Below are 15,930 nucleotides of genomic sequence, written 5' to 3' on the forward strand. Positions count from 1 at the left end.
TCAGTTCACTTCCTGAGCGTGACGAAGAGTGCGGTACGTGGCCACGAGGGCGGCGGTGGAGGCGTCGAGGCCGGGCACGTCGGCCCCGGTGGTGAGCGCGGGCTCGATGCGCTTGGCGAGGACCTTGCCCAGCTCGACGCCCCACTGGTCGAAGGAGTCGATGTTCCAGACGGCGCCCTGGACGAACACCTTGTGCTCGTAGAGCGCGATCAACTGGCCGAGCACGGACGGGGTCAGCTCGCGCGCCAGCACGGTCGTCGTCGGGTGGTTGCCCTGGAAGGTCTTGTGGGCGACCAGTTCCTCCGGGACCCCTTCGGCCCGCACCTCGTCCGGTGTCTTGCCGAAGGCCAGCGCCTGCGTCTGCGCGAAGAAGTTGGCCATCAACAGGTCGTGCTGGCCCTTGAGTTCGTCGCTCAGCTCGGCCACCGGCTCGGCGAACCCGATGAAGTCGGCCGGGATCAGCTTCGTGCCCTGGTGGATCAACTGGTAGTAGGCGTGCTGCCCGTTGGTGCCGGGCGTGCCCCACACCACCGGCCCGGTCTCCCACTCCACCGGCAGCCCGGCCCGGTCGACGGACTTGCCGTTGGACTCCATGTCCAGCTGCTGCAGGTACGCCGTGAACTTGGAGAGGTAGTGCGAGTAGGGCAGTACGGCGTGCGACTGGGCGCCGAGGAAGTTGCCGTACCAGATGCCCAACAGGCCCAGCAGCAGCGGCGCGTTCTCCTCCGCCGGAGCCGTCCGGAAGTGCTCGTCGACCAGCGCGAAGCCGTCCAGCATCTCCCGGAAGCGGTCCGGGCCGATGGCGATCATCAGCGACAGCCCGATCGCCGAGTCGTAGGAGTAGCGTCCGCCGACCCAGTCCCAGAACTCGAACATGTTCGCCGTGTCGATGCCGAAGTCGCCGACCTTGCCGGAGTTCGTCGACAGGGCCACGAAGTGCTTGGCGACCGCCTTCTCGTCGCCGCCGAGCCCCGAGAGGAGCCAGGACCGGGCCGAGGTGGCGTTGGTGATCGTCTCGATCGTCGTGAAGGTCTTCGAGGCGACAATGAAGAGGGTCTCGGCCGGGTCCAGGTCCCGCACCGCCTCGTGCAGGTCGGCGCCGTCGACGTTCGACACGAAACGGAACGTCAACTCCCGTGCGGTGAACGCCCGCAGGGCCTCGTACGCCATCGCAGGACCGAGGTCGGAGCCGCCGATGCCGATGTTGACGACGTTCTTGATGCGCTTACCCGTGTGCCCGGTCCACTCGCCCGAACGCACGCGGTCCGCGAAGGCACCCATCTTGTCGAGGACCGCGTGCACGGCCGGGACGACGTTCTCCCCGTCGACCTCGATCACCGCGTCGCGCGGTGCCCGCAGCGCGGTGTGCAGGACCGCCCGGTCCTCGGTGATGTTGATCCGGTCGCCCCGGAACATGGCGTCCCGCAGCCCGAACACATCGGTGGCGGCGGCGAGTTCCTGGAGGAGGGCGAGGGTCTCGTCGGTGACCAGGTGCTTGGAGTAGTCGATGTGCAGGTCGCCGACCCGCACGACGTACCGCTCGGCGCGACCCGGGTCGGCGGCGAACAGCTCGCGCAGCTGCGGCTGGGGGAGCGCGTCGGAGCGGTGGTCCTCCAGCGCGGTCCACTCGGGGCGCTGGGTGAGCCTGGGGGAGTCAGACATGAGTGGGGGTCTCCTTGGTGCTGTTGCCCCGCAGAGCGACGGCGTACATCTCGTCGGCGTCGAGGCGGCGCAGTTCCTCGGCGATCAGTTCGGAGGTGGGGCGCACCTTCAGCGCGAGGGTGCGGGAGGGCTGGCCCGGCAGGGTGAGTGTGGCGAGCGGGCCCTCGGGGCGGTCGATGACGATCTCGCCCTTGTCGGTGCCCAGGCGGACGGCCGTGACGACCGGCCCGGGGGTGACGACCCGGTCCACCTTGACCTCCAGGCGGGCGCCGAGCCAGCGGGCCAGCAGTTCGGCGCTCGGGTTCTCGGCCTCGCTCTCGACGGCCGCCGAGATGATCTTCGTACGGGCCTGGTCGAGGGCCGCCGCCAGCATCGAGCGCCACGGGGTCAGGCGCGTCCACGCGAGGTCGGTGTCGCCGGGCGCGTAGGACCGTACCCGCGCCTCCAGCGCGACCAGCGGCTTCTCGACCGCGTACATGTCGGTGATCCGGCGCTGGGCCAGCGCGCCCAGCGGGTCCTTCGCGGGCACCTCGGGGGCGTCCACCGGCCACCACACGACGACCGGCGCGTCCGGCAGCAGCAGCGGCAGGACGACCGAGTCGGCGTGGTCGGACACCTCGCCGTACGTCCGCAGGATGACCGTCTCGCCGGTGCCGGCGTCCGCGCCCACCCTTACCTCGGCGTCGAGGTGGGAGTTGGTGCGGTCACGGGGGCTGCGGGCGTGCCGCTTGATGACGACCAGGGTGCGCGAGGGGTGCTCGTGCGAGGCCTCCTCGGACGCCTTGATCGCGTCGTAGGCGTTCTCCTCGTCCGTGACGATGACCATCGTCAGGACCATGCCCACGGCAGGGGTGCCGATGGCGCGTCGCCCCTTCACCAGTGCTTTGTTGATCTTGCTTGCTGTGGTGTCGGTGAGGTCGATTTTCATGGCCTGCGCCAGCTCCGTCCGTCTCGTGCGAGCATCTCGTCGGCTTCCTGCGGGCCCCAACTGCCCGAGGAGTACTGCGCGGGCCTGCCATGCGTGCCCCAGTACTCCTCGATCGGGTCGAGGATCTTCCAGGACTCTTCCACTTCCTGGTGACGGGGGAACAAATTGGCGTCGCCGAGCAGGACGTCCAGGATGAGCCGTTCGTACGCCTCCGGGCTGGACTCCGTGAAGGACTCGCCGTAGGCGAAGTCCATGGTGACGTCCCGGATCTCCATCGAGGTACCCGGGACCTTCGAACCGAAGCGCACGGTCATGCCCTCGTCGGGCTGGACGCGGATGACGATCGCGTTCGCGCCGAGTTCCTCGGTGGCCGTCGAGTCGAACGGGGAGTGCGGGGCGCGCTGGAAGACGACCGCGATCTCGGTGACCCGGCGGCCGAGCCGCTTGCCGGTCCGCAGATAGAAGGGGACGCCCGCCCAACGCCGGTTGTCCACCTCCAGTTTGACGGCCGCGTAAGTGTCGGTGCTGGACTGCGGGTTGATGCCGTCCTCTTCGAGGTAGCCGAGCACCTGCTCACCGCCCTGCCAGCCGCCCGCGTACTGCCCGCGCACGGTGTGCTCGCCCAACTCCTCGGGCAGCTTCACCGACTTGAGGACCTTGAGCTTCTCGGTGAGCAGCGAGTCGACGTCGAAGGCAAGCGGCTCCTCCATGGCGGTGAGGGCCATCAGCTGGAGCAGGTGGTTCTGGATGACGTCACGCGCGGACCCGATGCCGTCGTAGTACCCGGCCCGGCCGCCGATGCCGATGTCCTCGGCCATGGTGATCTGTACGTGGTCGACGTACGACCGGTTCCAGACGGGCTCGTACATCTGGTTGGCGAAGCGGAGCGCCAGGATGTTCTGGACGGTCTCCTTGCCGAGGTAGTGGTCGATCCGGAAGACCTGCTCGGGGTCGAACACGTCGTGCAGCACCTTGTTCAGCGCGCGGGCGCTCTTCAGGTTGTGCCCGAACGGCTTCTCGATCACCGCGCGCCGCCAGGAACCCTCCGGCGCCTTCGCCAGCCCGTGCTTCTTCAGCTGCTGGACGACCTTCGGGAAGAACTTCGGCGGTACGGAGAGATAGAAGGCGTAGTTGCCGCTCGTACCCCGGGAGGCGTCCAACTCCTCGACGGCCGAGCGCAGTTGCTTGAACGCCTGGTCGTCGTCGAAGTCGCCGGGGATGAACCGCATGCCCTCGGCGAGCTGCTGCCAGACCTCCTCACGGAACTCCGTACGGGCGTGCTCGCGCACCGAGTCGTGCACGATCTGCGCGAAGTCCTCGTCCTCCCAGTCCCGCCGGGCGAACCCGACGAGCGAGAAGCCCGGCGGCAGCAGACCCCGGTTGGCGAGGTCGTACACGGCCGGCATCAGCTTCTTGCGGGACAGGTCACCGGTCACCCCGAAGATGACCAGCCCGGACGGCCCGGCGATCTTGGGGAGCCGGCGGTCGCCGCGGTCGCGCAGCGGGTTCTCCCAGTCGGCGGCTGCCTCGACGAGTGCTTCGACGTCGGTGGTGGGCAGGGTCGGTGCCTCGGTCATTCCCCGTCAACTCCCTTGCTGTTCAGCGACTTCGTCACGGCGTCCAGCAGTTCGTCCCAGGCGATCGCGAACTTCGCGACGCCCTCGTCCTCCAGCTGCTTCACGACCTCGTCGTACGAGATCCCGAGCCCCTCGACGGCCGCGAGATCGGCACGCGCCTGGGCGTAGCCGCCGGTCACCGCGTCGCCGTGGATGTCACCGTGGTCGGCGGTGGCGTCGAGGGTGGCCTCCGGCATGGTGTTGACCGTGCCGGGCGCGACCAGCTCGTCGACGTAGAGCGTGTCCTTGTACGAGGGGTCCTTGACGCCGGTCGAAGCCCACAGCGGACGCTGCTTGTTGGCGCGGGCGCCGCCGAGGGCCGTCCAGCGGTCACCCCCGAACACGTCCTCGTACGCCTCGTACGCGAGCCGCGCGTTGGCCAGCGCGGCCTTGCCCTTGAGGGCGAGGGCCTCGTCCGTGCCCAGGACCGTCAGGCGCTTGTCGATCTCGGAGTCGACGCGGGAGACGAAGAAGGAGGCCACGGAGTGGACGGTCGCCAGGTCGATGCCGGCGGCCTGCGCCTTCTCCAGGCCGGCCAGGTAGGCGGCCATGACCTCGCGGTAGCGCTCCAGGGAGAAGATCAGCGTGACGTTGACGCTGATCCCGAGGCCGATGACCTCGGTGATCGCCGGGAGCCCTGCCTTCGTCGCCGGGATCTTGATCATCACGTTGGGCCGGTCGACCAGCCAGGCCAGCTGCCTGGCCTCGGCGATCGTCGCCGCCGTCTCATGGGCGAGGCGCGGGTCGACCTCGATGGAGACGCGGCCGTCCCGGCCGGCCGTGGCGTCGTACACCGGGCGCAGGATGTCGGCGGCGGCGCGGACGTCGGCGGTGGTCATCATCCGTACGGCCTCGTCGACCGTGACCCCGCGCACGGCGAGGTCGGCGAGCTGCTCCTCGTACCCCTCGCCGGAGCCGATGGCGGCCTGGAAGATCGACGGGTTGGTGGTCACGCCGACCACGTGGTGGGTGTCGATGAGGTCGGCGAGGTTGCCGGACGTGATCCGCTTGCGGGACAGGTCGTCGAGCCAGATCGAGACGCCCTCGTCGGAGAGGCGCTTGAGCGTGCCCGCGGTGGTGGTTGTTTCGGTGGTCACTGTGATCATCTTCCTTCTTGCGGACGGATCAACCGCGGGCGGCGGCCAAGGATTCCCGCGCGGCCTGGGCCACGTTCTCGGGGGTGAAGCCGAACTCTGCGAACAGGGTCTTGGCGTCGGCGGAGGCGCCGAAGTGTTCGAGGGAGACGATGCGTCCGTGGTCACCGACGTACCGGTACCAGGTGAGACCGATGCCCGCCTCGACCGCCACGCGTGCCTTCACGGACGGCGGCAGGACGCTCGCGCGGTACTCGGCCGACTGCTCCTCGAACCACTCCACGGACGGCATCGACACCACCCGGGTACCCACACCCTCGGCCTCCAGCGCCTCGCGGGCGGCGACGGCGAGTTGGACCTCGGAGCCGGTGGCAATCAGGACGACGTCCGGGGTGCCGGTCGACGCCTCGCGCAGGACGTAACCGCCCTTCGCGGCGTCCTCGTTCCTGGCGTACGTCGGTACACCCTGACGGGTGAGGGCGAGGCCGTGCGGGGCCGGGTGGGTGGCGTGCCGCCTGAGGATCTCGGCCCAGGCGACGGAGGTCTCGTTGGCGTCGGCCGGGCGGACGATGTTCAGGCCCGGGATCGCGCGCAGGGAGGCCAGGTGTTCGACCGGCTGGTGGGTCGGGCCGTCCTCGCCGAGGCCGATGGAGTCGTGCGTCCAGACGTAGGTCACGGGCAGCTGCATCAGCGCCGACAGCCGTACGGCGTTCCGCATGTAATCGGAGAAGACCAGGAAGGTGCCGCCGTAGATGCGGGTGTTGCCGTGCAGCGCGATGCCGTTCATCTCGGCGGCCATCGAGTGCTCGCGGATGCCGAAGTGGACGGTTCGGCCGTACGGGTCAGCCTCGGGGAGCGGGTTGCCCTCGGGCAGGAAGGACGACGTCTTGTCGATCGTCGTGTTGTTCGACCCGGCGAGGTCGGCGGAGCCGCCCCACAGCTCGGGCAGGACCGGACCCAGCGCCTGGAGCACCTTGCCGGACGCGGCACGCGTCGCGACGGACGAGCCCTCCTCGAACACCGGCAGCGCGTCCTCCCAGCCATCGGGCAGCTGACCTGCGAGGACCCGGTCGAACAGCTTCGCCCGCTCCGGGTTGGCGGTACGCCACTCGGCGAGCCGCTTGTCCCAGGCCGCGTGCGCCTCGGCACCCCGGTCGAGGGCCCGGCGGGCGTGGGCGAGGACCTCGTCGGCGACCTCGAAGGACCGCTCCGGGTCGAAGCCGAGGATGCGCTTGGTGGCCGCGACCTCGTCGTCGCCGAGGGCCGAGCCGTGCGCGGCCTCGGTGTTCTGGGCGTTCGGGGCGGGCCAGGCGATGATCGTGCGCATGGCGATGATGGAGGGGCGTGCGGTCTCGGCCCGCGCCGCTTCGAGCGCCGTGAACAGCGCGTGGACGTCGATGTCGCCGCCCAGCTCCGGCTCGACGCGCTGCACGTGCCAGCCGTACGCCTCGTAGCGCTTCAGCACGTCCTCGGAGAAGGCGGTGGCGGTGTCGCCCTCGATGGAGATGTGGTTGTCGTCGTAGAGGAAGACCAGGTTGCCGAGCTTCTGGTGCCCGGCCAGCGAGGACGCCTCGGCGGAGATGCCCTCCTCCAGGTCGCCGTCGGAGACGATCGCCCAGACGGTGTGGTCGAAGGGGGAGGTGCCCTCGGGCGCCTCGGGATCGAACAGACCGCGCTCATAACGGGCGGCCATCGCCATGCCGACCGCGTTGGCGACACCCTGGCCGAGCGGGCCCGTGGTCGTCTCCACACCAGCCGTGTGACCGTACTCGGGATGACCGGGCGTCTTCGAACCGTGCGTCCGGAACGCCTTGAGATCGTCCAGCTCCAGCTCGTACCCGGACAGGAACAGCTGGGTGTAGAGGGTCAGCGAGGTGTGCCCGGGGGAGAGGACGAAGCGGTCGCGGCCCGTCCACTCGGGGTCCGCCGGATCGTGTCGCATCACCTTCTGAAAGATCGTGTACGCGGCGGGGGCCAGGCTCATCGCGGTTCCGGGGTGGCCGTTGCCGACCTTCTGCACGGCGTCAGCTGCGAGAACACGGGCCGTGTCGACGGCGCGCCGGTCGAGTTCGGTCCACTGGAGGCTGTCGGCTGTCTGCGTACTCATCTTCAAGAATTCCTCGGTAGGGGCGTACGAACTGCGGCGAACTGCTCGGACGTGTTCAAACTTAAAAGTCTGACTTTTACGGGGCCAGGTACCTGTGTGTCACCCTTTGGTGAAAGTGGGACACGGGCGCTGGGGTCGAGGCGGCAAGAGACGGACATGGCGGACAGAAGCACTCATGACGGGATCAGGACCTTTCCCTTCCCCGTCGATCTGAGCATCCTGGGCGTCGGCATGCAGGTCGGCCCGATGTCACCCGACCGCACCTGGCACGAGGACGGCGCCCCGCTGGAGCGCGTCCACCGCATCGACTTCCACATCGTGATGCTGTTCGACGAGGGCCCGGTCACCCACATGATCGACTTCGCGGAGTACGAGGCGACAGCGGGCGATGTGCTCTGGATCCGCCCCGGTCAGGTCCACCGCTTCTCCCGCACCAGCGGGTACCACGGCACCGTCCTCACCATGCAGCCCGGTTTCCTGCCCCGGGCCACGGTCGAGTCGACCGGCCTCTACCACTACGACCTGCCCCCGCTGTTGCGCCCGGACGCGCCCCAACTCGCTGGCCTGCAAGCGTCTTTGACCCAACTGGGCCGCGAGTACGAGGACACGGCCACCCTGCCGATAGGCGTGCACACCTCGGTACTGCGCCACACCCTCACCGCGTTCCTGCTGCGCCTGTCCCACCTCGCCGCGACCTCGGCGGAGGCGGCACGCGGCCGGGCGGACACGACGTTCACCCTGTTCCGGGACGCGGTGGAACAGGGCTTCGCCACCAATCACAGCGTCAGCGCGTACGCCGACGCCCTCGGCTACTCCCGCCGCACCCTCGTCCGCGCGGTCCGCGCCGCGACCGGCGAGACGCCCAAGGGGTTCATCGACAAACGCGTGACCCTGGAGGCGAAGCGGCTGCTGGCGCACACCTCACTGCCGATCGGCCGGGTGGGCGCGGCCGTCGGCTTTCCGGACGCGGCGAACTTCTCCAAGTTCTTCCAACTGCACACCGGGAGCACGCCGGTGGCGTTCCGGGCGGAGCTGCGCTGAGTCACTCGGGGCGGAGACCGCGGAGGATCTCCTCGATCCGCGCCCGCCTCTCCTTGTCGAGCCCGCCACCGGCCAGGGCCGCGCGCGCCTGGTGCTCGCACTCCGCCAGGAGTTTCTGGAACTCCGTGCGCAGCGCCCTGCGTTGCTCGCCCGCGACGCCCTGGATCTCCTTGCGCAGTTCGAAGGCGTGCTTGTACAGCGCCTCGACGAACTGGTAGCGGGCGTCCTCGTGGCCGGGGTCGTCGAGGCACACCCGCCGGAGTTCGGCGACGAGCGGACCGGTGCCGCCCGTCAGGTGGCGGGCCCGGTACGCGGCCATCGCCGCCGCCAGGACCAGGCTCCGGCGCAGGGCGACCGTCTTGTCGTCCGTCCACCGGGCGAAGTCCTCGGTGACGGTCCGCGTCGAGGGCGGGTTCTCACCGGAGTTGATCCAGCTGCTGTACGCGTGGACGAGGAGACCGCGGAGCTCCGGGTCGTCGGGGGCGGCCTCCAGCAGGGTCCGGATGCGCGGCACGGTCTCGGCGTGGCGTCCGCGGTCGATGTCGAGGCGGATGTAGGACGGCGTCAGCTTCTGCCGGCCGCGGTCGTCGAAGGCCGCGTACTTGGCCTTGGACAGCACCTCGGCGACGTCGTCGTGCCGCCCGAGGCTGCTCAGGAGGTGGGCCAGGACGATGGCCGGGCCGGTCGCCCCGGGCATCCGTCGTACCCAGCGCTCCTGCGCGGTCACGGCGGCGGCCACGAGCTTCCGTTCCTGTTCCTCGATGGGCGGACCGAAGGTGTTCAGGAACTCGAAGGCCGACGCGACGGACGGGGCGTAGACGTCCTGGGGATCGTCCAGGAGATCGATGTACCGCTCGGGCACGCCGCTGCGGACCCAGGAGAGGCCGATGCGCCGGAACCGGTCGGGGAAGCGGTCGGCCCCGCCGTCGGACGCGGTGTCTCGGGCAGCGTCGTAGATCCGGGACACCGCGTGGTCGCAGGCGACCGCGGCGAGTCTGTTGTACTGCCTCACGAACGGCTCGGGGTCGCCCTGGTGGCCCACCTGCCGCGCGGCGGCGAGCACGATCTCGTCGGTCGGGTCCAGCGGCAGTGCGTCGATGAGACGCAGGTTCACCAGCACGTCGCCGGAGTACTCCGTGAGGGCCCAGTCGGCCTCCGCGTCCGGTTGTACGACGGCCTGGTGGATCGCCGCCTTCCACAGCACCCGGCTCTGGGCCCAGGCCAGCTGCGTCCGCTCCTCGGCCTCGTCCCCGTGCCTGCGGGTGCGCCCCTTCGCCCGGGAGGCCTCGTCGTACGCCTCCTCGATCAACCGGACGCACGCCTGCTCGAAGGGCTCCCGCACCCGGGCGGGAAGCGCCGCGACGGCCGTGGCGACAGCGGCCCTTCGGCCGTCCCGGGCGGCGGCCAGTTCCGTCTCGCCCACGGAGCGGCCGACGCCGAGCAGCAGGGTCGGGCCGCGGTGGGTGAGGAAGTGGTTGACCTCGTCAAGCCGCAGATGGGCCGCGGCCGTCCCCACCTTGGCCCGGGACGCCAGTACGGGCGGGATCCGGTGGTGGTCGTCCTGGTCCGGTTCGCCGCGCGGCGTCATGCCCTGCACTAGCGGCGCGGTCCCGAAGGAACCGGCCAGCACGCGGTGGACCTCGGCGCGTTCGGCGGCGCCGCGACGGATGTCGCCGTGGAGCAGGTCCCGCAGATACAGCGCTTCGAGGCAGCGGCGCCAGGCCAGCGCGGCATGCGCCAGGTCGCCCGCCGAGGTGTGGGCCACCGCGAGGTTCCGCAGCACCGCCGGGTGCAGCGGATCGTCGGCGAGCATGGCGTTCCAGCGCCGTCGGGCGGCGGTCGTCCGGCCCAGCCGCAGCTCGGCCTCGGCCTGCTGTCCGTCGAGGTGGCCGCGCAGCAGCCGGACCGCCTCACGCTGCCGCAGCCCCGGCGGATAGGCGTCCAGGGTCGCCCGGGCCTCGGTGAAGTTGACGCTCAGCTGCTCCTCGGCCGTGGCGAGGGCGTGGGCGACCCGCGCACCGGCGTCGGCGTCCCCGGGCGGGGCGGGCGGGGAGCCAGGGCGTCGGCCGGCGGGCGGCGAACCCGGCACCGCCGTCGCCACCGGGTCGCCGGACGGTGCCCCGGAGTCCTGCTCCTCCAGTGCGGTCAGCCGGGCCACCAGATCCCGCGCGGGATCCGAGGGCGTGGGCGCGAGCGTCCCGAACTCCGCCCGGCGCGCGGCCAGTCGGCGTCCGACCCGCTTGTTCAGGATGTTCCGCAGACTGCCCGGCGACTGCTGCAGCCGGGCCTCGCACGTCTCCAGCCGGTGCTGGAACTCCGCGAACGGCATGGCCAGTCCGGTCGGTTCGGTGTCCTTGAAGTGCCGCAGATCCTCCAGCCGGGCCAGCCGGACGTGCTCCCAGCGGTCGACCAGCTCGGCCAGGACCCCCTGGTCGCCCGCGACTTGGGCCCACCCGGCCGACTCCTCGACCGAGGCCGTCGTCAGGCCCTTGGCGTGGCCGAGGGCATCGTCCATCAGACCGGTGAGCAGATCGGCCGCGCCCTCGAACGCGGCGAGCCGCGCGTCGGGGCCCGGCGGCTGCGGCGCGCCCACCGCGAGGGCCGACGGCTCCCGGCTCTCCAGTCCGGTAAGACGGGCCGCGAAGTCCAGCGCACCGGGGGAGGGTTCGGGGGTGACCGCCGTGAACTCCGCGCGCCGCGCGGCCAGTTTCCGGTCCACCCCCTTCTTGAGGACGCGCCGCATACTGCCCAGCGGCTCCTGGAACTCCGCCTCGCACTCCTCCAGCCGGCGCTGGAACTCGGCGAACGGCATGACCAGTCCCGCCGGTTCGGCGCCCTTGAAACGGCGCACCTCCTCGACCCAGCACTGCCGTACGGCCTCCAGCCGGTCCACCGACTCCGCGAGGATCTCCCGGTCCCCGGCGAGCCGCGCGTAGCCGGCCGCGTCCGTGACCGTCTCCCGGCCCAGGGCCTTCGCCCGGGCCCGCGCGTCCTCGCGCAGCCCCCTGAGTGCGGCGGCCGTGTCCACGAGCACCGCCAGCCGCTCGTCGGGACCGGCGGCCGGGGCCTCCTCCGGGCCCTCCTGACGGGGTACGTCCGCCATGGGCCCCGGGGGCTCCTCGGTGAGCGTCCGCCAGGCCGCGGCCAGGGCCTTCTCGTGCCGGACCGGGTCGCCGTCGGTGAACGCCCTGGCCGCCGCGTGGGCGCCGAGATCCGGGAACCGCAGCGGACGCCGGAAGAGCCGCCGCCGGTGGATCAGCGCGACCAGGACGTCCGGCAGGGAACCCTCGGCGAGACAGACCGCGAGCCGGTCGGGCAGCCCGCCGGGGTCGGTCTCGAAAAGCTCGCAGACCAGGGAGAGCAGCCGGCCGGCCGGGCCGTCGTCGGGCGGCAGACGCTTCATCAGACGCCGTACGGTCGCGGGCGGATAGCCGTACACCATCCACTGGACGGCGAGCACGGTGAACGAGGCCGTGCCGCCCCGCCGGCGCTCCGCGAGGGCGGCGACCGCCTCCAGATCGGCGTGGAGGGTGTCCCGGGTCCGCTCGGCGGTACGGCCGCGCAACCGGCCGTCGGCCGCCATGTCGTGGACGCCCGTCCACCGGCAGACCCCGGGCCACAGCAGGGGCAGCACGGGCTCCCCGGCCTCCGGATCGAAGTCGTCGCGGCCCTCCCGGACCGCCGCCTCGATCTCCTCGGCCCGCGCGCGGTGCTCGCCGGTGTAGCCCGGGGTGCCCGCCCGCCGCTCGTCGAGACCCCGGTAGGCGAGGCTCAGATGGGCCTGCACCCGGTGGTTGACGGGGGACAGTTCGGCGGCTGCCGTCAGCCAGCGGACGGCGGCCTCCGGATGCCCGTGCCGCAGATACAGCAGACCGACGTGGTAGGGGTGCTTCGGGTTGGCGCCGTCCAGGCGGTGGGCGCGGGACAGCAGGGTCAGCGCGGTCGCCGGAGCCGTGCCGGGATGGACGCCGAGCCGGAAGAAGGCCTCGACGACCGCGTCCAGCTGGCCCTGGGTGAGCCCCTCGCCCTGCTCGGCCCGCGACCACAACGGCTCCGCCAGCCGCCACAGCGTGTCGGGCCGGTTCTCCAGCCCCGTACGAAGGGTCATGCCCGTGTCCCCTCTTCGCCCAGTTCCGAAACCGGCAGGACCAGCAGCCGCTCCCCGTCCGACACCGCCGCCAGGCTCCCGTCCGGGGAGACGTCCAGCGGATGCCCACAGACATGGGTGGTTCGGCCCTCGCGCATCAGGGCGTGGGAGCCGTCCGGGTGCTCAAGCACCAGCAGCCGTCCGCCGAGCGCGGAGCCCACCGGCCGGGCGCCCGGCACCGTGTGGAAGCCGACGCGCACCGCCAACTCGCCGTCGAAACAGACGCCCTGGCCCCTCGCGTCGACGATCGCGATCAGCTCCCCGCACGCCAGGACATCCGTGACCGGTGCGACCGGCAGGGTCACGCGCAGAATCTGACGAGTCGTCAGATTCAGTCGGTGGACGTGCTGTTCGCCGACGACCAGGACGAAGTCCCCTACCCGGGCGATGCCGAGCAGTACGGGTTCCAGCACATGCTCCGTGGCGATCCGGCGCCCCACGTACCGGGTGAGCGTCCCGTCGAGCCCGCCCACCAGCAGGTCCGTGCCGTCGGCTGCCAGCACCTGGACACCGGCCGGATGATCGAGCACCCGCTCCGGCTCCGTGGAACCGGGGGGCAGACGCCAGACCGACCCCGACCACATGCCGATGTACAGGACGTCGTCCGCGCCGAAGGCCAGCGCCCCCGGCACGTTGAGCCGCGCGTCCGCGGGCGCCGGGAGGCCGACGACCCGGATGCCGTGGCGCGGGGAGGCCACCACCACCTGCCCCGACCAGTCGGCGACGGCCAGCCCGTGCCTCCCGTGCGCCCACAGCCGAGGCCGTTGCCCCAGCTTCGCCGTGCCGACGGCCTCGTACGCCGATCCGTTCGGCTGGTGGACCGTCAGCCTCAGGCCGTCCAAGACGGCCAGGGTCCGGCCGTCGGGGAGGAACACCGGCAGCCCGCGCGTGTCGATGACCGGGCGGTCGACGGCGTCCCACGACGACGACCGTTCCTGCGGCGCCCGCACCGGGAAGGGCGCCGTGGTGACCGGTTCGCACCCGGGGGCGGACGCTACGAGCACCACCTCGGGCGCGGCGGAACCGAACGCGAGGTCGCCGAAGACAGCCGCGCCCCCGCTGACCCGCACCGAGAGCGTGCCGGTCAGCCCGGCGCCGGGCGGCTGGGCGGCCAGGGTGACGGTGCTCCCCTCCGGCCAGGCCGGTGCGCCCTCCGGGGTGGCGGCGGTCACCGTCAGCGGCGCGAGCGTGTGGCCCGCCACCGCGTCGCCGACCGGCGCGTCGAAGCGCAGCGCCGGGCGCGCGACGGCCGTGCTCAGCCCCAGCGCCTTGCGCACCTCCTCGATCCAGTGCGGCCTCGTCGTCGGGATCCAGTTGATCCGGTTCACGACGTACGGCACCTTCTTGACGGCGCCGGGATCGATCAGCAGCGGCACGAACCGGCCGCCCTCGGTCAGCCGCAGCTCGTACGCCCGGTGCAGTTCCCACTGGCAGACGTCCTTCTCGAAGTACGTCTGCGAGTACAGCGCCACGACATGGCGCGTGCCGCGCAGGGCCTCCTCCAGGTAGCTCTGCCAGTCCGCCCCGCCGGGAATGCCCGTGCGGGACACGTCGAGAAAGACCCTCGGCGTCCCGCCGCGAGCGGTCACGCACTCCAGCAGCGCGTCGTGCAGGTCCTTGGCCTGGACGTAGTCCTCACGGGCGTAGCTGATGAACACGTCCCAGTCGTCGGCCGCCCGGTCCGCCGTCATCGCCGCGTCCCGGAGATCGTCGAGACGGCCGCGATCAGCTGGTCGAGCACCACCTGGGACTCCGCGGTCAGACCGCGCCTGGTGCGCAGTGCCTTGGCCTCCCGGAGCAGGTCGTCCAGCCGGGTGCGCGGTGTGTACCGGTCGGGCCGGCCCAGCAGACCCGCCACCTCCGTGAACCGCGTGAGTAGTTCGGAGACCGCGATGGTCGTCTCGGCCCGCTCGATCTCCGAGAGCCGCGCCGCGATCGCCTCGTCGAGCTGCCGGACGACGTCGATTCCGACCTCGCTCCGGGCGGCGCGGCGCAGCTCCGGAATCCGGCGCCGGAGGTTCGTCAGCCGGTCGCGCAGGAGCGTCAGACTCGCCGGCGAGACTTCGTGGCGTACGCCCTCCATGGCGTCGACATAGGCCTTCACCACGGGGTTGATGACCATGGCCTCCTGCCAGTCCCGGATCGCCCGGAGCAGCTCCGGGGCCTGCGGGAGGGTGCGGTCGCGCACCGCGATCTCGGCGCACACGGCGGCCCGGTCGGGATCGCGGCCCAGGCACAGGAGGCAGACGGCGTAGAAGAAGTTGAGCCTGCGGAAGCCCGGAAGGAGGGGAAGCAGGTCGTCCATGACCCGCTTCGCCGCGTCGAAACGGCCCGTCGCCAGCATGCCGGCCGCCCGCTCCGTGTCGGGTCCCGCGATCAGTGTGTAGAGGTCCTCGGCGCGGTCCTCGGTCAGCCGCGGCTGCGGGTAGGGCGTGCGGTCGCCGCGCGGGCCGACGAACTGGAGGAACGCGTCGAAGTCGTCGAGGACGACGGCGCCGCGCCGGCGGGGCGCGATCGCCGCCAGTTCCCGGCGGGCCTGCTGCGGCTCGCCGTCCTTGAACGCCGCCACGGCCCGGCCGACGTACGGGACCAGCACCACGAGGCTCAGCCGGCGGGCGTAGGCCGCGACCCGTTCCCCGTCGGTGTCCGCCTCACGGGCACCCCGCTCGGCGATGTCCAGCGCCGCCTCCGGATACCCGGCGTCGGCCTTCCCGGCGGCGACGAGGTAGGAGAGGGTGCCTTCCTCCGGGACCAGCTCCAGGAAGGCCGCGAGCCGTTCGAGGGCGCCCCGGGGATCGGACCGGGACGTCTCGGCGTACGAGGCGATCTCCGCCGGGGTCAGCAGGCGGCGCAGTTCGCCGCGCAGCTCGCCGACCCGTGCGCGCAGGTCGTCCGGGAGCGGCTCGTCGCGCAGCGGGCGCAGGACGCGCAGTGCCCGGGTCCGGTTCTCCCCGGCCAGGTGGAACAGGCAGAAGGCGTGCAGGTAGCGGGCCTCCTGGTGGTCCGGGGAGGTCTCCAGGAACTCCGTCAGCAACTCGGCGGCGAGTCGGTACTCGCCGTCGGCGACGTTCGCCCTGGCGTCCTCCAGCAGGTCCTCCCCGTGGTCGCCGAGGTGCAGCGACAGCTCGGCCAGGGCGGCGACGGGGGGCGCCAGCAGTTGCGTGGTCCGCGAGATGGCGGCGGCGGCCTCGCGGGCGATGTCCTCCGGCCGCGGTTCGAGGCCGACGAGCCCCGCGTGCCCGGTGGCCGCGTTGAGCTGGAACGACGGGGTGCGCAGGGTCTGTACGGGGCGGAGCTCGTGGAACGTGTGGTCACGGCCGGTGCCGGTCACGGGT

9 protein-coding genes are annotated in these 15,930 nt (G+C 71.6%); 1 reads left to right on the plus strand and 8 read right to left on the minus strand.

Annotated elements, in window-relative coordinates; all coding sequences use genetic code 11:
- The 5 genes from pgi to tkt are packed head-to-tail and all read right to left on the minus strand — an operon-like array spanning nt 1 to nt 7,407.
- The gene (gene pgi, locus CW359_RS19435) at nt 1–1,662 is read right to left on the minus strand and encodes a glucose-6-phosphate isomerase (protein ID WP_105971231.1); all 1,662 of its coding nucleotides are present in this window, start codon (nt 1,660–1,662) and stop codon (nt 1–3) included.
- On the minus strand, nt 1,655–2,590 hold the full coding sequence (gene opcA / locus CW359_RS19440; RefSeq protein ID WP_105971232.1) for a glucose-6-phosphate dehydrogenase assembly protein OpcA: 936 nt from the start codon (nt 2,588–2,590) through the stop codon (nt 1,655–1,657). The genes pgi and opcA overlap by 8 nt, the downstream gene beginning before the upstream one ends.
- The gene (zwf, locus tag CW359_RS19445; protein WP_105971233.1) at nt 2,587–4,167 is read right to left on the minus strand and encodes a glucose-6-phosphate dehydrogenase; all 1,581 of its coding nucleotides are present in this window, start codon (nt 4,165–4,167) and stop codon (nt 2,587–2,589) included. The genes opcA and zwf overlap by 4 nt, the downstream gene beginning before the upstream one ends.
- Complete coding sequence (tal, locus tag CW359_RS19450) at nt 4,164–5,312, minus strand: transaldolase (protein WP_105971234.1); 1,149 nt, start codon at nt 5,310–5,312, stop codon at nt 4,164–4,166. The genes zwf and tal overlap by 4 nt, the downstream gene beginning before the upstream one ends.
- Nucleotides 5,313–5,331: 19 nt before the next feature.
- On the minus strand, nt 5,332–7,407 hold the full coding sequence (tkt, locus tag CW359_RS19455; protein ID WP_105971235.1) for a transketolase: 2,076 nt from the start codon (nt 7,405–7,407) through the stop codon (nt 5,332–5,334).
- Between the two features lie 156 nt (nt 7,408–7,563).
- Between tkt and CW359_RS19460 the strand changes: the two genes are divergently transcribed.
- Nucleotides 7,564–8,448 carry a helix-turn-helix domain-containing protein gene (locus CW359_RS19460; RefSeq protein ID WP_105971236.1) on the plus strand — a complete coding sequence of 295 codons (885 nt, stop codon included), beginning with the start codon at nt 7,564–7,566 and terminating at the stop codon, nt 8,446–8,448.
- Nucleotide 8,449: 1 nt separating this feature from the next.
- On the opposite strand, the gene CW359_RS19465 is transcribed toward CW359_RS19460, so the two are convergent.
- From CW359_RS19465 to CW359_RS19475, 3 genes are read right to left on the minus strand one after another with little or no spacing between them, the layout of a single operon-like run.
- Entirely contained in the window at nt 8,450–12,556 is a 4,107-nt protein-coding gene (locus tag CW359_RS19465) for a hypothetical protein (RefSeq protein WP_105971237.1), read from the minus strand.
- Nucleotides 12,553–14,286, minus strand: a complete 1,734-nt coding sequence (locus tag CW359_RS19470) for a TIR domain-containing protein (RefSeq protein WP_105971238.1) — start codon at nt 14,284–14,286, stop codon at nt 12,553–12,555. The genes CW359_RS19465 and CW359_RS19470 overlap by 4 nt, the downstream gene beginning before the upstream one ends.
- On the minus strand, nt 14,283–15,926 hold the full coding sequence (locus CW359_RS19475; RefSeq protein WP_105971239.1) for an alkyl sulfatase dimerization domain-containing protein: 1,644 nt from the start codon (nt 15,924–15,926) through the stop codon (nt 14,283–14,285). Before CW359_RS19475 ends, CW359_RS19470 begins: the two co-directional genes overlap by 4 nt.
- Nucleotides 15,927–15,930: the final 4 nt, after the last annotated feature.

It is taken from the genome of Streptomyces geranii, from assembly GCF_002954775.1.
Taxonomy (GTDB): domain Bacteria; phylum Actinomycetota; class Actinomycetes; order Streptomycetales; family Streptomycetaceae; genus Streptomyces; species Streptomyces geranii.

Coding starts and splice junctions, on each gene's coding strand:
- pgi (WP_105971231.1), bottom strand. CDS start 1,662: ATGTCTGACTCCCCCAGGCTCACCCAGCGCCCCGAGTGGACCGCGCTG.
- opcA (WP_105971232.1), bottom strand. CDS start 2,590: ATGAAAATCGACCTCACCGACACCACAGCAAGCAAGATCAACAAAGCA.
- CW359_RS19465 (WP_105971237.1), bottom strand. CDS start 12,556: ATGACCCTTCGTACGGGGCTGGAGAACCGGCCCGACACGCTGTGGCGG.
- tkt (WP_105971235.1), bottom strand. CDS start 7,407: ATGAGTACGCAGACAGCCGACAGCCTCCAGTGGACCGAACTCGACCGG.
- zwf (WP_105971233.1), bottom strand. CDS start 4,167: ATGACCGAGGCACCGACCCTGCCCACCACCGACGTCGAAGCACTCGTC.
- CW359_RS19460 (WP_105971236.1), top strand. CDS start 7,564: ATGGCGGACAGAAGCACTCATGACGGGATCAGGACCTTTCCCTTCCCC.
- CW359_RS19470 (WP_105971238.1), bottom strand. CDS start 14,286: ATGACGGCGGACCGGGCGGCCGACGACTGGGACGTGTTCATCAGCTAC.
- tal (WP_105971234.1), bottom strand. CDS start 5,312: ATGATCACAGTGACCACCGAAACAACCACCACCGCGGGCACGCTCAAG.